The organism is Pseudarthrobacter sp. 10T415, from assembly GCF_056394175.1.
Genome location: NZ_JBFTHJ010000007.1, coordinates 167,656 through 186,820 on the forward strand (window position 1 = coordinate 167,656; position 19,165 = coordinate 186,820).

Annotated in this window: 14 protein-coding genes and 1 pseudogene; 11 read left to right on the forward strand and 4 right to left on the reverse strand. The window is 65.6% G+C overall.

Going from position 1 to position 19,165, the window contains the following annotated elements:
- Positions 1–53 precede the first annotated feature (53 nt).
- Complete coding sequence (locus tag AC1DBN_RS11880; protein WP_314216651.1) at positions 54–572, forward strand: gamma carbonic anhydrase family protein; 519 nt, start codon at positions 54–56, stop codon at positions 570–572.
- Here the strand turns inward: AC1DBN_RS11880 and AC1DBN_RS11885 are convergent.
- Complete coding sequence (locus AC1DBN_RS11885; protein ID WP_477723256.1) at positions 569–2,302, reverse strand: flavin monoamine oxidase family protein; 1,734 nt, start codon at positions 2,300–2,302, stop codon at positions 569–571. The two genes, AC1DBN_RS11880 and AC1DBN_RS11885, sit on opposite strands and share 4 nt — an antisense overlap.
- Positions 2,303–2,370: 68 nt before the next feature.
- Positions 2,371–3,873, reverse strand: coding sequence for an amino acid permease (locus AC1DBN_RS11890; RefSeq protein WP_477723257.1), 1,503 nt, complete (start codon positions 3,871–3,873; stop codon positions 2,371–2,373).
- A 105-nt stretch (positions 3,874–3,978) separates the two neighbouring features.
- On the opposite strand from AC1DBN_RS11890, the gene AC1DBN_RS11895 reads away from it, so the two are divergent.
- Positions 3,979–5,646, forward strand: a complete 1,668-nt coding sequence (locus tag AC1DBN_RS11895; RefSeq protein ID WP_091718884.1) for a PucR family transcriptional regulator — start codon at positions 3,979–3,981, stop codon at positions 5,644–5,646.
- A gap of 24 nt (positions 5,647–5,670) precedes the next feature.
- Here AC1DBN_RS11895 and AC1DBN_RS11900 read toward each other — a convergent pair whose 3' ends face one another.
- Entirely contained in the window at positions 5,671–6,465 is a 795-nt protein-coding gene (locus AC1DBN_RS11900; RefSeq protein WP_477723258.1) for a nitrilase-related carbon-nitrogen hydrolase, read from the reverse strand.
- A 205-nt stretch (positions 6,466–6,670) separates the two neighbouring features.
- Between AC1DBN_RS11900 and AC1DBN_RS11905 the strand changes: the two genes are divergently transcribed.
- The 4 genes from AC1DBN_RS11905 to AC1DBN_RS11920 all read left to right on the forward strand — a co-directional run bounded on the left by AC1DBN_RS11905 (position 6,671) and on the right by AC1DBN_RS11920 (position 12,031).
- The gene (locus AC1DBN_RS11905; protein ID WP_091718880.1) at positions 6,671–7,861 is read left to right on the forward strand and encodes an ROK family transcriptional regulator; all 1,191 of its coding nucleotides are present in this window, start codon (positions 6,671–6,673) and stop codon (positions 7,859–7,861) included.
- Positions 7,862–7,992: 131 nt separating this feature from the next.
- Positions 7,993–9,555, forward strand: a complete 1,563-nt coding sequence (gene mmsA / locus AC1DBN_RS11910) for a multiple monosaccharide ABC transporter ATP-binding protein (RefSeq protein ID WP_015936395.1) — start codon at positions 7,993–7,995, stop codon at positions 9,553–9,555.
- Positions 9,556–9,598: 43 nt separating this feature from the next.
- The gene (mmsB, locus tag AC1DBN_RS11915; protein WP_091718877.1) at positions 9,599–10,882 is read left to right on the forward strand and encodes a multiple monosaccharide ABC transporter permease; all 1,284 of its coding nucleotides are present in this window, start codon (positions 9,599–9,601) and stop codon (positions 10,880–10,882) included.
- Positions 10,883–10,933: 51 nt separating this feature from the next.
- Positions 10,934–12,031, forward strand: coding sequence for a substrate-binding domain-containing protein (locus AC1DBN_RS11920; protein ID WP_091718875.1), 1,098 nt, complete (start codon positions 10,934–10,936; stop codon positions 12,029–12,031).
- 80 nt (positions 12,032–12,111) lie between these two features.
- On the opposite strand, the gene AC1DBN_RS11925 is transcribed toward AC1DBN_RS11920, so the two are convergent.
- Complete coding sequence (locus AC1DBN_RS11925) at positions 12,112–13,326, reverse strand: pectate lyase family protein (RefSeq protein WP_477723259.1); 1,215 nt, start codon at positions 13,324–13,326, stop codon at positions 12,112–12,114.
- A 525-nt stretch (positions 13,327–13,851) separates the two neighbouring features.
- Here AC1DBN_RS11925 and AC1DBN_RS11930 point away from each other — a divergent pair.
- The 5 genes and pseudogenes from AC1DBN_RS11930 to AC1DBN_RS11950 all read left to right on the forward strand — a co-directional run.
- The gene (locus tag AC1DBN_RS11930; protein WP_477723260.1) at positions 13,852–15,318 is read left to right on the forward strand and encodes an ABC transporter permease; all 1,467 of its coding nucleotides are present in this window, start codon (positions 13,852–13,854) and stop codon (positions 15,316–15,318) included.
- A 2-nt stretch (positions 15,319–15,320) separates the two neighbouring features.
- Positions 15,321–16,028: an ABC transporter ATP-binding protein gene (locus AC1DBN_RS11935; RefSeq protein WP_091718868.1), complete on the forward strand. Its 708-nt coding sequence runs from the start codon at positions 15,321–15,323 to the stop codon at positions 16,026–16,028.
- A 101-nt stretch (positions 16,029–16,129) separates the two neighbouring features.
- Positions 16,130–17,203, forward strand: coding sequence for a Gfo/Idh/MocA family protein (locus AC1DBN_RS11940; RefSeq protein WP_091718866.1), 1,074 nt, complete (start codon positions 16,130–16,132; stop codon positions 17,201–17,203).
- A 184-nt stretch (positions 17,204–17,387) separates the two neighbouring features.
- A complete protein-coding gene (locus AC1DBN_RS11945) occupies positions 17,388–18,398 on the forward strand; it encodes a hypothetical protein (protein ID WP_477723261.1) in 1,011 nt (336 codons plus the stop codon).
- Between the two features lie 89 nt (positions 18,399–18,487).
- Positions 18,488–19,165: pseudogene (locus AC1DBN_RS11950) on the forward strand (hypothetical protein); the annotation flags it as partial.

Below are 19,165 nucleotides of genomic sequence, written 5' to 3' on the forward strand. Positions count from 1 at the left end.
AAACGGCATCTATTGCTACTCAGTTGGGTGCAGGGGTGGCTTAGGGTGAAGCCATGGCTCCCCTATACCCTTTCGGCGGTCAATCCCCCGCCGTTCACGAATCAGCGTTCATTGCCCCGTCGGCGTCCATCATCGGCAACGCCACCCTGGCTGAGGACTCCAGCGCGTTCTACGGCGTCTCGGTCCGCGCGGATACCGCCGCCATCACGGTGGGTGCCGGCAGCAACCTGCAGGACAACGTAGTGCTGCACGCCGACCCCGGCTTCCCCTGCACGGTGGGCGAACGGGTCAGCGTGGGGCACGCCGCCGTCGTCCACGGCTGCACCGTGGAGGACGACTGCCTCATCGGGATGGGCGCCACCGTCCTGAACGGTGCGGTGATCGGCACCGGTTCGCTGGTGGCGGCCGGCGCCGTGGTGCTGGAAGGAACAGTGGTTCCGCCCCGCTCGCTCGTGGCCGGGGTTCCCGCCAAGGTGCGCCGGGAACTGACGGAGGAAGAGTTCGACGGCGTCCGCGCCAACGCGTCACGGTACGTGGAGCTCGCGGCGCAACACCGCGAGCTCCATCACTAGTCGAGGCTAATCGGACCCAGTTCATCCAGCAGGTCGCCCGGGCCCGGGTTGCCCTCTGCAGAACCGCCACCCAGGTGGTTGATGACACCCCACACCGCGTTCAGGCCGGTGGTGACGGCTCCCTCGGCCCAGCCCGCGGTGAAGGAGACGTCGTCGCCGGCCAGGAAGATGCCGCGCTGGGATTCGGGCAGTGAGTCCTGCTTGAAGTGCGTGAACAGCCGCTGCTGGTAGCGGTACTGGCCGGGCAGGTTGGCCTTGAACGCGCCCATGAAGTTGGGGTCGGCCTCCCAGGAGACAGTGATGGGCTGGCCCACGATGTGGCCCGCGATGTCCACGCCCGGGTAGATCTGCTCCAGCGAGTGCAGCATCAGCTCCACGCGCTCATCAGCATCGAGGGCAAGCCACTTCAGTGCGTCGTCGTTCCAGGTGTAGGAGAGCAGGATGACGGCGGGCTGGTCCGGGCCGTTGTCCAGCAGGTACGTGGCACGGTTCAGCCGGTCCGTCAGCGTCATGGACAAGACCTCGTTCCCCGTTTCCGGGTCGATGTCCTTCCAGAACGGCCGGTCCACCATGACGAACGTCTTGGAGGACTGCATGTAATGGGAGCGCTCGATGGCCGTCCACAGCTCGGCCGGGAACAGCGCCTCCTCGGTATGGATCCGGGTGGACAGCAGCCACGACTGGCACGTGGTGACCACGGCAGGGTAGCTGGCCTCCCGGCCCCACCGCTCGCGGACCCGCAGGTTCCCGTCCGGGTCCCTGCTGATCCTTCCCACGGCGCCGCGGGGCGAGCCGGAGTGCAGCGACGCCAGGGACGTGCCGGCAGGCCAGTGCACCAGGTCCGACGGCGCGTGCTGCCAGAGAGCCTCGGGCAGCCGTTGCGCTCCCCCGCGGATGAAGCGGTGCTGGTCGTCCGCGTCCGTGTAGACCACGCGCAGAATTTCCAGGATGGAGTTGGGAAAGTCGGTGTCCCAGCCGCCGGTGCCGAAGCCCACCTGGCCGAAAGCCTCACGGTGTGCGAAACCTGCCGCCTTAAAGGAGTCGCTGGCGGCGATGAAGCCGTAGAACGTCTGTTCGTCCATCAGCGGAAGCAGTTCGTTCCAGAGTTCCTTGATCCGGGCAGCGTCACGCCGGCGGATGGCATCCTGCATCTCACCGAACTTCGCACCGTCATTTACGGCTGCCTTCCAGGCGTCTGCGACTTCGCGGAAAAACGGCGGCAGGTCGCCCGGCTTCTCTGCGTAGTGCTTCTTGCCTGCAAGTTCGATCACCGTGCTGGACGTTGCGTCGGCCAGCGGGTTGGGGAAGGCCTGGGTTTCCAGCCCCAGCAGGTCCACGTAGTGGTAGAAAGCCTTGCCGGAAACGGGGAAGCGCATGCCACCCAAATCCGCCACGACGCCCGGCGCCGCGGGGAAGGCCGCGGTGCGCAGCCTGCCGCCGATCTGGTCCGCTTCGTAGACCACCGGCCGCAGCCCCAGCTTCATCAGCTCGTAGGCGGTGACCAGGCCGGAAAGCCCGGCCCCGATGACGGCGACTTCGGTGCCCAGCAGTTCATCCGGAACCGAGCCCAGACCGCCGGGGTGGGCCAGGTAATGGTCGTAGCTGAACGGGAAGTCCGGGTTGAGCATGGTGATGGGCTCCGCCTGCTCCTCCGGATGCCGGGAAGCGTCTTCCCTCAGGGTTGAGGTGCTGGACGGGTCGGAGGCGGGAAGCTCGGTAGCGGTGGTCATTGAATATCTGCCTTCGGGGTTGCTGCGTGCTGGTTGGAATGTGTCCGGTTCTCGCCGGGAGGAGTGGTTCAGGACTGGTGGTTGGCGGCTGGCACGTCCAGGTGTTCGCTGCCGTTGAGGGCCGCCACTTTGGAGTTCCGGCGGCCATAGCCGAAGTAGGCAGCCACCCCCACGAGCATCCAGACCCCAAAGGTGATCCACGTGTCGGCGCCGAGGTTGGCCATCAGGTAGATGCACATGATGGCGCCCAGGATCGGGGTCACGGGGAAGAACGGCACCCGGAAGGTACGTTCGAGCTCGGGCCGGGCACGGCGGAGGTAGATGACCGCCACGTTTACCAGGGCGAAGGCGAACAGGGTGCCGATGCTGGTGGCGTCGGCCAGGGCGCCCAGGGGCACCAGGCCGGCGGTGAGCGCGACAGCGGTGCCGATGATCAGGGTCCCGACAGCGGGGGTCCCGGTCCGGCGGGAGACGCGGCTGAAGACCTGTGGCACCAGGCCGTCGCGTGACATCGAGAGCAGGATGCGGGTCTGGCCGTAGAGGACCGTCAGGACGATGCTGGCGATGGCCAGCACGGCTCCGACGGCGAAAACCAAGGCGATCCAGGGTTGCCCGGTGGTTTCTTCGAGGATCTTCACCAGTGCCGCCTCCGTGCCGTCGAACCATCCCCACGGCCGGGCTCCGATGGCTGCCACGGCAACCAGGACGTAGATGGAGGTGACAATGAGCATGGAGAGCATGATGGCCCGGGGCAGGTCCCGCTTGGGATTGCGTGCTTCCTCGCCTGCGGTGGAAGCGGCGTCAAAGCCTATGTAGGAGAAGAACACCCGGGAAGCTGCCGCGGAGACGCCCGCGGCACCCATGGGCAGGAGGGGATCGAAGTTGCCGGCGTTGAAGGCCGTGAAGGCCACAGCGCAGAAGAAGAGCAGGATGCCAACCTTGACCGCCACGATGGCGGTGTTGATCCAGGCGCTTTCCTTTGCGCCGCGGACCAGCAGGACCGTGGCGAGGAGGACGATCACCACGGCCGGAACGTTGACCATGCCGCCGTCGCCCGGGGGCTGCGAGAGCGCGTCCGGAAGGACCGACCCGAAGACAGCCAGCGCCTCGTTGACGTACTGTCCGGCGCCCACAGCGACGGCGGCCACCGAGACCGCATATTCGAGGACCAGGCACCATCCGCAGATCCACGCCATGCCTTCGCCCATGGTGGCGTAGGTGTACGAGTAGCTGGAGCCCGCAACCGGCACCAGCCCGGCCATTTCCGCGTACGAGACGGCGGACAGCAGGGCGGCGAGGCCAGCAATCGCAAACGAGATCCAGATTGCCGGACCGGCCAGGGGAACGGACTCGCCCAGGATCACCAGGATGCCGGTACCGAGGGTTGCGCCGACGGAGATCATGGTCAGTTGCAGCACGCCGAAGCTCCGCACCAGCCGGGGCCCGCCGGTGCCGGCGTCCGCTTCAGCCGCCATCAGTGCGAGGGGCTTGCGGCGGAGCAGTTGCGTGCCGAGCGAGGGGCGGCCGTCCGTGCGGTCGGTCACCTGGCCTGGAAGTGTGGGCACAGTCATCGTTGACGTCCGTTCATGGGTCGGTGGATGGTTGGGTTCCCCACCCCAGCGTATGGGTGTGAGCGGCATCTCAATGGGGTGCAAAGTGACCTATAGTGAAAGCCCATGAGACATATTGCACCAATTTCCGGTGACACGCCCGGCGCCCTTCCAGAGCAGGACGCGGTAACCCTGGGCCGATTCCTCGGAAATCTCCCCGCCGGTGTCACGGTGCTCCACGATGCGGGCAACGGCGGTGCGCCCCTCCGCTGGGTGGAACCCAGCGAGCTCGGGGATCCCACTCCGTACCTCCTCGACGGCGAGTTCGTCCTCACAGCCGGGCTGCCTTTCCTGCAGGCGGGGACGGGAAGCGGGCACGGCGGCCAGGAGCGCGGGGACGCCTCCCGCCCGCAGGTGCCGGGGCCAGTGGATCCGGCACTGGCTGATGAGTACGTTGCCCGGTTGGTGGCTGCGGGTGTGGCCGCCCTCGGATTCGGGTTGGAGCCGTACTACGATGCCGTACCCGACGAGGTAGCCGCCGCATGCCGGCGCCGGGGCCTGACGCTGGTGGAAGTTCCGGCCAGCATCCCCTTTGCTGCGCTTGGACTGGAGTTCTCCAAGCTGCTGGAATCGGGCAACGCCCAGGCGTTCCGCCAGCTGGCCGAAACGAACCGCCACCTCATGCGGGCCGTCCTCTCGGCGCGCCCGGAGCACGAACTGCTGGCGGCCCTGGTGCAAAAGGTCCCCGTATGGGCAGCCCTGTTCGGGCCGGACGGAAAGGTCCGCGCCAAGGCAGGAGCCGTCGTCGAACTTTCCTCCGTGCAGCCCCTGGTCAAGAAGCTGCTTGCCGGCAGTGGACCGCGGGTGGAAACCGAGGCGCTGCCCGGGCATGGCAAGGTGCTGGCGGTGGGCCACCCCCTGCGCAGCAGCAAGGACGCTACCCTCGGCGGGCTGGTCCTGGGCACCGCCAAACCGCTTACGCCCGCGCAAAACAGCGTGGTTTCCTCCGTGGTGGGACTGTTGGAGCTTCTTGTCCGGCAGCGGACCAGCGGTTCACTGGCGCCGAGCCAGCTGGCTACGGCGGTGTTGCTGCACCCGGAGAGCCTCGCCGGCCGCAGCACCCGGCAGCTGAACAGTGTCCGGGACCTGCTGGCCCAAAGCGTCTCCGGGACCCGGACCGGCCCCCTCAGGGTGGTCCAGGGCGTCCGGCTGGAGGGCGCGGTGGCGGACGGCCCGGTCCGGGAGCTGCTCCAGTGGCGGAGGCTTTTCGACACGAAGCTGGTGGAACTTACCGACTATGGCTTCGCTGCCATCACCCGGCTGAGGGTGGAAGACCAGCTGGTGGCCGAGGTGGAGCGGCTGGGCTGGGGCCTGGTGGTTGGCGGAACAGCCGAGCTCCCCGGCCTCCCGTCCGCGTACCGTAACGCAAGTGCCCTGCGCCCCCGCGTCATAGCCACCGGCGGGACGGTGCGGGAAGAGGAGCAGGCGTGGACGGTGGCCGGGCTGCTCGGCGGCGGAGCCGGCAGCATGCTTGCCAGCCGGCTGCTGGCACCGGTCATGGCATTGGAACCGGATCGCAGGGACAGCCAGCTGGGGCTGCTGCGCTCCTGGTTGGGAGCGAACGGCAACTGGGACGCAACCGCGAAGGACCTGGGCCTGCACCGCAACAGTGTCCGGCGCCAGGTCAACGCACTGGCCGCACTGCTGGACACGGATTTCAGCCAGGCCTCCGTCCGGGCGGAGCTGTGGATTGCCCTCCAGTTCGTCGACTCCGTCAGCCCGTCTGGCACCTGAGAGCTCAAGGGCGCCGCCGCCCGGTCAGGTGCCCCAGCTGCGGTACAGGTCGGGGCGCCGCTCCGCCAGGTAGGGCACGCCGGCCCGCTCACGGCGGGGCGCGTCCGGGTCCAGTTCGGCGTACAGCAGCACCGGCGCCTCCCCTGCTGCGGCCAGCAGCTTTCCGTCCGGGCCGGCGATGACGCTTCCGCCGAGGAAACGGCAGCCGTCTTCCATTCCGGAATGGTTCGCGTAGGCGATGGCCAGCTGGCTTTCCAGCGCACGGGCCCTGACCAGGATCTGCGGAACGTCGTCGAACCCGTGCGCCAGGGCGGTTGGCACCAGGAGGAGCTCGGCGCCGCCGGCGGCGGCCGCGCGCACAGCCTCGGGGAACTCCACGTCGTAGCAGATCACCATGGAGGTGGGGATTCCCTGGAAATTTACGACGGCGGGCTGTTCCGCCGCAGGGGTAAAAGCGGCACGTTCGTCAGGGCCGAAGAGGTGGACCTTGCCGTAGCCAAGCAGCGTGCTGCCGTCCGTGTCCAGCAGGGTCGCGCTAATCTGCCACTCCCCCTGCGGCGTGATCCGCGGCAAGCTGTACACGAGCCCGATGCCGTGGTTGCGGGCGATGCCGGCGAGCCGGCGGTGGAGGTCAGGGAGTTCGGCGGGGTCCAGGGCTGCCCGGACCCGGCGAGGGGCGTAGCCCACCGGAAAGAGCTCAGGGGTCACCAGCACTGCCGCGCCAGCGGCCGCCGCGTCCCGCGCCGCACTGTCTATCACTGCGCAGTTCGCGTCAACATCAAGAACATCGGCATTTGCCTGCAGGAGTGCCAACAGCACTGTTTCCACCTTCCCTACTCCGGACAGGCCCCGACTGGAAACCTTTGTCCCAGCGTAGCCACCGCCGTGGACCGTCCTACGGGACCATCTGCACCGCCGCCAAGGCGTGACGGGCTAATTGACCTACCAACTCCATCCCAATCACAAGATGACCCATGCGTTAACTTCTTGACTACAAGAGTGCAGATAGGGCAATGTTCTTAGCATGTCCGCCACCCCGCGCTCAACGAAGAGCAAGCCCAAGAACCCCGGCTCGCAATCCGCGCTGCGCCAACTTAACCAGCAGCGGATCATCGAAAGCCTCATGGGCGGACCGTCAACCCAGGCCGAACTCGCCAGGCAGACCGGACTCTCCACAGCCACCGTCTCGAACATCGTCAAAATCATGCTGGATTCGGGACTGGCGTCCACCGAACCCATTACCAGTTCGGGCCGCCGGGCCCTGAATGTCCGGCTCAACAGCAACGGTGCGGTGGCCGTCGGTATCGACTTCGGCCGGCGGCACCTGCGGGTGGTGCTGGCCTCCCTGAGCTACCACGTCATCGCCGAAGAATCGGTCATGCTGCCGCTGGGCCACCAGGCCGACGAAGGCATCCGGGCGGCGGTTGCTCTCCTCGCCAAACTCCTCGAGGAAAGCGGAACGGAACGCTCCTCGGTGGTGGGCGCCGGCGTCGGGATCCCCGGCCCCATCGACCGCCGCACCGGCACCGTGGCGCAGGGCGCCATCCTGCCGGAATGGGTGGGAATCAACATCCTCCAACACCTGGAGGATACGCTCAGAATCCCCGTCTTCATTGATAACGACGCCAACCTCGGGGCATGGTCCGAGGTCACCTGGGGCCAGCACACCGGCGTCAGCAACCTCATGTTCCTGAAGATCGGATCCGGCATCGGCGCAGGCCTCATCCTCAACGGCGCGCCCTACTACGGGAACGTCGGCATCACCGGGGAAATTGGCCACGCCACCATCCACGAACAAGGCCTGGTATGTCGCTGCGGCAACCGGGGCTGCCTGGAAACCATAGCGTCCACCACCACCATGATCGAACTCCTGAGCCGGGGCGAGGACCGCCCGCTGAACCCCGCGGACATTGTCCGGAAGGCGCTCAACCGAGACCCCGCCACCCTCCGCGTGGTTGATGACGCCGGCCTTTCCGTGGGCCGCGCCCTGGGCAACGTGGCCAACCTGATCAACCCTGAAGTCATTGTGGTGGGCGGGCCCCTGGCGGGCCTGGGAGACCTGCTGCTGGACCCCATCAGGCGGGGCCTCGTGCGGCACGCCGTGCCCGTCATTGGCGAGACCACCACCCTCACCATGTCGTCCCTTGGCGACCGCGCAGAGGCCCTCGGCGCTGCCGCCCTGGTCTTCCAACACGCGGGCATCCGCAAAATGTAGACCGTTTCGTTATCCGGCAATTGCGTTCAAGACTTGACGACAATAGCTGTGATCCAGTTTACTTTTGGATCAGACGGCCCTGCGCTTTGCCGGCCGGACAAAGAAGTCATTGCATTGGAGGGTTAGGGCAGATGACGTCCCAGACCACACAAGCGGAGCCGATCATCCTTGAGATGCGGTCCATTACCAAAGAATTCCCCGGCGTTAAAGCCTTGGCCAACGTGAACCTGCGGGTAAAGGCGGGGGAAATCCACGCCATCTGCGGCGAAAACGGGGCCGGCAAATCCACCCTGATGAAAGTCCTTTCGGGCGTCTACCCCTACGGCAGCTACGACGGCGACATCGTCTACCAGGGGCAGGTCCAGCAGTTCAAGGACATCCGGGCCAGCGAGCATGCCGGCATCGTGATCATCCACCAGGAACTGGCGCTGATTCCCGAGCTGTCCATCATGGAGAACATCTTCCTGGGCAACGAACCCACCAAGCGGGGCGTTATCGACTGGTCCGAGGCCCGGCTTCGCTCCCTGGACCTGCTGGCCCGCGTAGGCCTGCGCGAGGATCCGGACACGCCCATCAAGGAAATCGGCGTCGGCAAGCAGCAGCTCGTCGAAATCGCAAAGGCGCTGAACAAGTCCGTGAAGATCCTCATCCTGGACGAGCCCACAGCAGCCTTGAACGAGTCCGATTCCCAGCACCTGCTGGACCTGATGAAGGGCCTGAAGGCTAAAGGCATCACCTCCATCATCATTTCCCACAAGCTCAACGAGATTGAGCAGATCGCCGATTCGATCACCATCATCCGCGACGGCAAGTCCATCGAGACGCTGAACGTGAAAGCGGACGGTGTGGACGAGGACCGGATCATCAAGGGCATGGTGGGCCGCACCCTGGAGTCCAGGTTCCCGGACCACACACCCAAGATCGGCGAGGTCTTCTTCGAGGTGAAGAACTGGACGGTGGGCCACCCCAACGTGCAGGACAGGCTGGTGTGCAAGAACTCCAGTTTCTTCGTCCGACGGGGCGAGATCGTCGGGTTCGCCGGGCTGATGGGCGCGGGCCGCACCGAACTGGCCAGGTCCGTCTTCGGCCGGTCCTACGGGCGGTTCATCGACGGGCACGTATATAAGGACGGCAAGGAAGTCACACTCAAGTCCGTGCGCCAGGCCATCGATGCCGGGCTTGGCTACGTGACGGAGGACCGCAAATCCCTGGGCCTGAACCTGCTGGATGACATCAAGACCACAACGGTGGCCGCCAACCTTCGCAAAATAAGCCGCCACTCCGTGGTGGACGCGAACCAGGAATTCACTGTCGCTGAGCAGTACCGCAAGTCCCTCCGCACCAAGACTCCGTCGGTGGAAGAAGGCGTGGCCAAGCTCTCCGGCGGCAACCAGCAGAAGGTGGTCCTGGCCAAATGGATGTTCACGGACCCCGACCTGCTGATCCTGGATGAACCCACCCGCGGCATCGATGTCGGCGCCAAGTACGAGATCTACGGCATCATCCAGCAACTGGCGAACCAGGGCAAGGGAGTGATTGTCATTTCCTCCGAACTCCCCGAACTCCTGGGCCTGTCCGACCGCATTTACACCATCTTCGAAGGCACCGTGACCGGTGTCCTGGACAAAGACGAGGCCAGCCAGGAAAACCTGATGAAACTGATGACCTCGAACCCCAACCGCAAAGCCGCCTGATCCCCTGGATCATCCCAGACACTTCCGGACCCAAGGACTGACCATGAACGCCCTCAAAAAGCTGTTTGGCGGCAACACCCGCCAATTCGGCATGATCTTTGCCCTGGTGGCCTTGATCGTCTTCTTCCAGATCTTCACCGAAGGCCGGACCTTGACGCCCGGCAACGTCATCAACCTCTTCAACGGCAACTCCTACATCCTGATCCTTGCCATCGGCATGGTCCTGGTGATCATCGCCGGCCACATCGACCTTTCCGTCGGTTCGGTTGCGGCGTTCGTGGGTGTCACCGTTGCCCTGGCCATCCGCGACTGGGGCATCCCCTGGTGGGCGGGCGTGCTGCTCGGCCTCGTACTCGGCGCCGCCATCGGTGCCTGGCAAGGCTGGTGGACCGCCTATGTGGGGATCCCTGCCTTCATCGTCACGCTGGCCGGCATGCTCCTGTTCCGCGGCTTCAACCAGTTCGTTGGCAAGTCCAACACCATCCCCGTCCCCAATGACTTCCAGTACCTCGGTTCCGGCTACCTGCCGGAAGTCGGGCCCAACACCGGGTTCAACAACCTCACCCTGCTCCTCGGCATCGCGGCCGCGGCGTTCGTGGTCTGGGGAGAACTGCGCTCAAGGTCCCGCGCCAAGGCCCTGGGTGCCGAGGTCCCGGAAATGTGGGTCACGGCCCTGAAGCTGGTCCTGGTCTGCGGCGCCATTCTGTACGCCACATACCTGTTCGCCACCGGCCGGCCCGGAACCTCGTTCCCCATCCCCGGCCTCATCCTCGCTGTGCTGGTACTGCTCTACGGCTTCATCTCCTCCCGCACCATCCTGGGCCGGCACGTTTACGCAGTGGGTGGCAACCGGCACGCCGCCGAGCTGTCCGGCGTGCAGTCCAAGAAGGTCAACTTCCTGGTGATGATGAACATGTCCATCCTGGCCGGCCTGGCCGGCATGATCTTCGTGGGACGGTCCACGGCATCGGGCCCGTTCGACGGCGTGGGCTGGGAACTGGACGCCATCGCCGCAGTCTTCATCGGCGGCGCCGCAGTGACCGGCGGCGTGGGCACCGTGGTCGGGTCCATCATCGGTGGCCTGGTCATGGCTGTACTGAACAACGGCCTCCAGCTGCTCGGCGTCGGCGCCGACCTTACCCAGATCATCAAGGGCCTGGTGCTGCTGATCGCCGTCGCCTTTGACGTCTACAACAAGAGCCAGGGCAAGAAGTCCATCATCGGCCTGCTGACCAGGAACATGGGCCGGTCCGGCGGCGGCCCCAGCAGCCCCACCCAGCCCGACGAAACCACCTCCACCAAGGAAGCGATTGCCAGGGAAGCCTGAGCTTTGCAACCGAATAGCGGTAATCCATCACAAAGAAAGAGAAAACCAACTATGCGAATGTTTGGTAAAGCAGGAAAGGCCGCAGCGGTAGCTGCCATCGCAGCACTGGCGCTGACGGGCTGCGGCCGCTCGGAAACCCCCTCGGGCGGAGCGAGCGGCGGCGCCGGAGGATTCGATCAGAAGTCCTCCATCGGCGTCGCACTTCCGCAGAAGACCAGCGAAAACTGGGTCCTCGCGGAGAAGCTGTTCAATGACGGCCTCAATGGCGCGGGTTTCAAGGCTGACGTCCAGTTCGCCAACGGTGGCGTATCCGAGCAACAGAACCAGATCAGTGCCATGGTCACCAAGGGTGCCAAGGTCATCATCGTGGGCGCCATCGACGGCTCCCAGCTGGGCACCCAGCTCAAGCAGGCCAAAGATGCCGGCGCAACGATCATTGCCTACGACCGGCTGCTGCTGAACACCGACAATGTGGACTACTACGTGGCCTACGACAACTTCAAGGTTGGCGTACTGCAGGGCCAGGCCCTGCTTGACGGACTGAAGGCCAAGAAGCCCAACGGCCCGTACAACGTCGAACTGTTCGCCGGTTCCCCTGATGATGCCAACGCCAAGGTCTTCTTCGACGGCGCCATGAGCGTCCTGAAGCCGAAGATCGATGATGGCACGCTCAAGGTTCTGTCCGGCCAGACGAATTTCGAACAGGCTGTCACCCAGGGCTGGAAGGCCGAGAACGCCCAGCGCCGCGCTGACACGCTGCTGACCGGCAGCTACACCAGCGCTTCCCTGGACGGCGTCCTCTCCCCCAACGACACCCTGGCCCGCGCAGTCCTGACCTCCGTCAAGGCAGCCGGCAAGCCTCTCCCCGTGGTGACTGGCCAGGACTCCGAGGTTGAGTCGGTCAAGTCCATCATGGCGGGCGAGCAGTACTCCACCATCAACAAGGACACCCGCAAGCTCGTTGAGCACGCCATCACCATGGTGAAGGACCTCCAGGCCGGCAAGGACCTGGAAATCAACGACAAGGATTCCTACAACAATGGCGTCAAGACCGTTCCGGCCTACCTGCTGGAGCCGGTCATCGTCACCGCCGCCAATGTGAAGACCGCTTACTCCGACGATCCGGTTCTCGGCCCGATCACCAAGTAGCACTTCCTTCCGGAACAGCCCGGCTCCCATGTGGGGGCCGGGCTGTTTCCGTTCCCGCCTGGCGCTGCCGGCGGCCTGCCCTACTGCTTAACCTTGAGCACTCCGGGCCCAGTGAACTTCAGCGCATGGTTCTTCACTGCCTGCGGGGTGCTGAATGCTTTGTAACCATAGACATCGGCGGGGTCCCAGCCCACGTCGGTGGTGAAGTCCCAGCCCGTCCAGTCCGGAGCCGGAACACCGCCGGCTTCTGCTTCAGCCAGTGCCTCCGCGCGGTTCTGCTCAAACGAGGCCTTTGCAATGGCGTTGAGGTCCGTGGGCTGACCGTTGTACCAGGACCCGGTGTCGCTGAACCGGTTGCCGTTGTAGCTGCTGACCATGATCGACGGGTCTGCGCCGGGACCCGTGAACTCGAAGGCATTGCGTTCGGAGAAGATCCGCGACTCGTAGCCGGCGCCGAGGAAGTAGCTGCTGCCGCCCTGGGCCTCGCTCACCAACGGGTAGTGCGGATCGTCGGTGCTGCCGGAGAAGTAATTGTTGACCACGTGGACCTGGCCAAACCGGACACGGGGTGCGCGCTGCTGGAGGTTCTCGAAGTAATTGCCGATGTAGGTGACGCGCAGCTTGCCGCCGTCCTTGTCAACGTGCTCGTCGCCGGAACCCAGGAGCATTGTCTTGTCATGGTTGGAGAGCCTGCTGTTGGAAATGGTCACGAAGTCCGTGCCGTCCTTCAGGTCGAGCAGGCCGTCGTGCCGGTTGGCCGGCTTGCCGTTGGGGCCCTTCGGAGCTTCGCTGTCCGGGAACCGGCCATCGGTGAGGCTGACATGGTCAATCCACAGGTGGTCCGATGTCACCGAGGATACGGCGTCAAACCGCGCGTTCCAGGCGCCGTTGCCGTCAGCCGGCGACCAGGTGGCGAAGAAGTCCACCGGCGCTTCCACGCTGAGGTTCCGCATCACCACGTTCGTGGCACTCAGCATCACGATGTTGGCACCAACGAATCCTGAGTGGTCACCCACGCCAACCAGTGTGGTGTTACTGGGCAGGCTGACCTCGATCTGCCGCTTCATGTTGTTGCTGCCGGTCTGGCGCAGCTGGCGCTGCTTCTTGCAGTACTCGAACGTCTGGTCGCTCCAGACCTTGCCGCCGGGGCCAAAGCAGGAGATGTACTGCTTGATGTCGTAACCCGGAGCGTAGTCCTGCTCGCCCAGGATCCGCCCGTCCGGGGCTTGGTTGCCGTCGATGGTCCCCTTGACGTAGACGATCTTCGGAGCGGTCGGTTGGCCGTTGTTGGCCAACGCGGCCTTGAGTTCCGCGAGCGTACTGACTTCGTAACGGCTTTCGGCGGGTGCGCCGGCCCCGCCATTCGTGCCGCGTCCGACGGCGGCCCAACCGGTGGGTGCCGTCGGTCCCGGCAGTTGGGTCGCCGGGACCCTGCCCTTTCCGTCGCTTAGACACGACGCAAAGGGGCCTGTCCGGTCGCTGGGCGACCTCCCGGGCCCGATGCGCCGCGATGCGCTCCTACAAAAGGGCAGCGCACCGGCTTGTGCGCGGGCACGAGGAGGATTGTGGTTCTTCGTGTAGGCGCGCATCGCCGACCAGAGCGACGCGCAGGTCGCCCAGCGACCGGAGCGTTGCGGAGGGAGGTGTCTAAGTGCCGGCGAAGGGCCGCAGTCCGACGGCTGCAACTAACCGCCGGACTCGACTGGCCGAAGTCCTTCACAGGGCAAACACAGGTTCAGCCAGCAGTCCGCACAGGGATCCCGCTGATTGTTGATCCTGACAGCGGGCCTGCAGGCCTGCCCCTAAATCCTAGGAGTACAGTGAGCGTCCTTGCCCGGAGTGTAGGCAACGCCTTCAGAAACAAAGTCAGGACCGCAGCTGTCGTTGCGGTTCTGGCCGTTGCCATCGGACTGGCCCTGGCCATGCTGGTGGCCAACCAGGCCGTCGGAGCGAAAGTCCAGGAGCTCAACGCGTCCGTCGGAACGGTCCTGACCGTGAACCCGGCCGGAGGCCAAGGCTTCGAAGGCGGCGGCGAGCCGCTCACCGCCGAGCAGGCAACCGCTGCAGCCTCCGTTCCCAACGTGAGCGCCGTCGTCGGGACCTCTTCCCTCCGCCTGCGGAACGCCACGGAAGCTGCAGCCCAGGCGGCAACGGGACAAACCGGCCAGGGTGGTCCCGGTGGGCAGGGCGGTCCCGGCGGGCAAGCGGCCGCCACCCTGACCACCAGCCTCACGGCGGCAGTGGACGCGGGAACTCTCGGTAACCGCAACCAGCAGTCAAACGGAACCACGGGATCCACAGGGTCAACCACGCAGCCCATGCGGTCACTGCCCATCACGGCCACCGGCATCGGCGCCGAGGTGGACACCACGGGCAAGGCGCTCACCATCACCGAAGGCACAGGGTTGGGCGACTACACCGCCGAGTCCACGAACGCCCTCCTGGGCACCACCCTGGCGGAGAAGAACAACCTCGCCGTCGGCTCTACATTCACCATCAACGACCAGACCTACACCGTTGCAGGTTTGTTCGACGCCGGCACCGCCTTCGGCAACAATGCCGCGTACGTGACCCTTCCCACCGCCCAGGCTCTCGCCGGGACCCCCACCGAACTGTCCACCATGATCGTCACAGTGAACTCGTTGGAGAACGTCGATTCCACCAAGACCGCCCTGCAGGACGCGCTCGGCACTGACAAGGCGGACGTCACCCAGGGACAGAACCTGGAGACCGCCGTCAGCTCGCTGGGCAGCGTCAAGAACATCTCCTTCATCGCCTTCGTCGCCGCACTCGGCACCGCCGGGCTGATCATCCTGCTCATCATGGTCATGCTGGTCCGCGAGCGCCGGCGGGAGATCGGCGTGCTGAAGGCCATCGGCGCTCCCAACAGGACCATCGGCCTGCAGTTCGTCCTCGAAGCCCTCGTCCTTGCGGCGCTGGGCAGCGCGGCGGGCGCAGTTATCGCCGCCTTTGCCAGCAGCGGGATCGCTTCCGCGCTGATCAGCACCAACAGCACCAGTACGACGACGGCCACCACCGCCGGGCGCGGAATGCCCGGCGGAGTTCCTGGCGGCGGAGCAGGCTTCCCGGGCGGCGGCACTGGTTTCCCTGGCGGGAATCCGTTCGGCGGCGCCTCCCAGCTGCTCACCTCCGTCACGGCCAGCGCCTCACCAGAGGTCATCGCGGCCGGCATCGCCGCCGTCTTCGGCGTGGCCATCATCGGCGCGCTCGTCCCGGCGCTGCTCACCGCACGCATCCGTCCCATCGAAGTCCTGCGAGGAGAATAGCCATGATTGAAGTCAAGAACCTGGTCCGCACGTTCAACTCCGGTGACCGCACCATCAAGCCGGTCAACGATGTCAGTTTCGTCCTCGAACAGGGCACCCTCGCCGCAATCGTCGGAAAAAGCGGAAGCGGGAAGAGCACCCTGCTCTCCCTCCTTGGTGCGCTGGACAAGCCCACCAGCGGAGACGTCGTCGTCAACGGCGTGAGCCTGGCAGGGATGCCCGATGCCAAACTGACTGAGTACCGCCGGCGGGACATCGGCTTCGTGTTCCAGCAGTTCAACCTGATCCCCAACCTTTCCGCCGTGGACAACGTCATGCTGCCCATGGAGTTCGCGGGAATGCGCAAGGCAGCCCGCCAGCAGCGCGCCAAGGATCTGTTGGAGCAGGTCCAGCTGGTCCAGGACAAGCACGACAGGCGCATCAACCGGCTCTCCGGCGGCGAGCAGCAGCGCGTCGCCATCGCCCGTGCCCTGGCAAACGAGCCAAAGCTGATCCTGGCCGACGAACCCACCGGCAACCTGGACGAGCAGACCGGGGACCACATCATCTCGCTCCTCAGCGCCCTCAGCCGCGACCACAACACCACCATCCTGGTGGTGACCCACGACCGTGCCCTCGCCAACAAGACCGACCGCCGGTTCCGGCTGCAGCAGGGAAAGCTGACGGAGGAACCGGCGCACCACCGGGCCCCGCTCCCGGTGACCGCCTAGCAGCGACGGGGAGGGCCGGCGTCGTGCCCTCCCCATCAGCCTCCCGGCACCCACGGGGACCAATCTCCGACGCTGCTTCAGTCCTGTGGCAGGATGACTGAATGACCGCCCCCATCGCCACACCATGGTTGTCCAGCCAAGCCGATACGGACCCCCGTTCAGCAACCGGAGCGCCCCTCCGTTGGGGAATCATCGCCACCGGTGGCATCGCCAAATCCGTGGCGCAGGACCTGGCCCTGCTGGCAGATGCCGAACTGTACGCCGTCAGCTCCCGGGGGCAGGCGACGGCGGACGCGTTCGCTGCCGCCTATGGCGTCGGCAAAGCGTACGGGGACCACGACGGCGTGCACGGCTACCAGCGGCTGCTCGCCGATGACGCGGTGGACGTCGTCTACGTTGCCACCCCGCATGCGCAGCACCACCAGATCGTCCTGGCCTCACTCCAGGCGGGCAAGCATGTCCTGTGCGAAAAAGCCTTCACCATCAACGCCCGGGAAGCGGCCGAGCTGATCGACACTGCCCGCAGCCGCAACCTCTTCATGATGGAGGCCGTCTGGAGCCGCTTCCTGCCCGGCATGCAGCGTGCCTTCGAAATTGCTGCGTCCGGCGAACTGGGCGACATCCACTGGGTCACTGCCGATCTTGGTTTCCCCGCACCGTATTCCCCCACCGCCCGGCTGTGGGCGCGGCAGGATGGTGGCGGGGCGCTGCTCGACCTCACCGTCTACCCCCTGCTTTGGGCGCTGGGAACGCTCGGGTTTCCCCAAACCGTGAGCGCCACGGGGCATGTGAACGATGACGGCGTGGACGCCCAGAATGCCCTCACGCTCGGCTACCATCACGGAGCCCAGGTCCAACTGACGTCATCGCTTTTGGCACACGGACCGCGCACGGCGACCGTCGCCGGCAGCCGCGGCTTCCTCCAAAGCGCCGGGTCGATCAACAACCCCCGCGAACTGACCGTGGCCACGGGGTGGGACGAGCGGCGGACCGAAACGTTCGACGTCGTGGGCAAGGGCTACACCTACGAGCTCCGGGAAGTGACCCGCTGCATCCAGCAGGGCATTGCCGAAAGTCCGGTAATGCCGCTGGAAGATTCGCTGAATACGATGCGCCTTTTTGACGGCGTACGGGCCCAGCTGGGCGTCAGCTACCCGAATGACAGGCATCACTGAAGCCGCGGCGCTTCGCAAAATAAGGCGTCAATGACGTGACAATATGGGCCGGAAATCCTTGCGCTTTTTAGCAAGCGGAATCATTTTCTGTCACATTCTTTTTTATTGACCCCTAGACTTTCGACGATAAGCAGTCTTAGGATTTTGCCATCGTCGTTTTCTAACGGTACTGGGGGTGGTACTCATGGCTAATGCACATTCGCCGTGGCGTGCCATGCGTCCCGTGTTGCTTGCCGGGGCCGCGGCCATTGGCTGGTTAACGATGTCTTCCACGGCGGCATCAGCCGATACCCTTTCTGAGGCTTCGTCCCTCCTGGGCGGTGTCACCAGCTCCGTAACATCGTCGGTTTCCTCGGTGACAGGCAAGGTTGCCGGAACTGTCCCAACGGATTCGCAGCCTTCGACTACCGCTCCGACGCCGGCCCCCGCACCTGTACCCGGCCAGCCGGCAGGACTGCTGCATCCGGTAGCAAACCAGGTTTCGGCTGTGGCAGACAACCTGATCTCCTCCGTGCCCGTGGTGAACCGAGTAGTTCCAACGGGCACAGTTTCCGCCTTTGCAACGCCGATCGTTGAGGTTGCTGACGGGACCACTGCGGTCCTCGTTGAAGCTGTCGTTCCGCCGGTTGCCGAGGCCATCCCCGTGCTTGAACCGGTGTTGGTCCCGGTGTCCGACCTCGTGACCGGCTCCGACCCGCTTCCGCTTCCCGATCTGTCCGGAACCTTGCCGCTGGAAGAACTGCCGGCCTCCGGACCCGTCGCCGCGGACGGGACAAATCCCGTCGAGCCCCTGCTCAATGCCGCCGTTGCGGTGCCGGCCGAGTCGTTCGGCAGAGCCGAATCGGACCCGGCAGCCGGGGCGAACACTGCGGCGCCGGTCCTGGCGGTCTTCCCGGGCCACGGTGCGGCATTCCTTGCGGAAACCGCCGGCATCGAGCCTGCTGTGCACCACTCGGGTGGCGGCGACGCCGGCCAGCCGGCCACTGATGACCCCGCGCACCAACCGACGCAGTCCCCTGCCGTTCCGGGTACCGGCACTGGCAGTGGAGGGTCTGCTTCGGTCGCCTTCGGTTCCGCCGCCTGGCTGAGCGCCTACGACTTTGATCATTTCCTCTCCCGCGCCGTCCTGGCCCGGGAAGACCGCGAACATACCCCCGCACCGGTGTCCTTCGACCCCGGTTCTTCGCCTGACTAGTTGAGTCCCGGCTGCCCCTTTGCGGCAGCGCGCGGCCATATGGGCAGCTGCATCAGCGCCCTTCTTCAACTTCTTCAGGAGAAACCATCATGAGTTCCAACCTTCGCAGGGGGCTGCTTGGCACCCTCTTTGCCGGTGGACTGCTGGCATTCGGCTGCACAGCAGCGAACGCGGCGGACACCACCAACACCACCGGATCGGATCTTTCCGCATCCGCCCTGATCTCGGCGGCGGCGTCCGCTGATACGACGTCGTTGGGCCTGCTGGGTGACCCAACGCCGTCCGACTCAACGGGCGTCGCCGCCGTAGTGGACGTCGCACTGAACGCCGGAGACACCACCGCCGGAGCCGGCAGCGGGCTTGCTGCGGCCGCCGTAGTCGGCCTGGGCCTCGGGGGCAGCAGCACTGCTCCCGAGGCAACGACGGCCGATGTGGCGGTCCAGGCTGATGTGAACGTCGGCCTGGGTACCAATTCAGCCATGACGGAACCGGCCCCCGCGGCCCCGGCGGCCGATGTAGCTGTTGCCGCAGATGCGGTTGTGGACCTCGGCGGCGTCACCGGCACCAACGGTGCAACCAACGACGGCCTCACCGCCGTCGTCGACGCAGACGTCAACCTTGGCCTCGGCAACGCCGGAACCACGGACGGCACGGCCACTGATGTAGCGGTGGACGCCGATGCAATCGTGGACCTCGGCGGCGTCACCGGCACCAACGGTGCAACCCACGACGGCCTCACCGCCGTCGTCGACGCAGACGTAAACCTC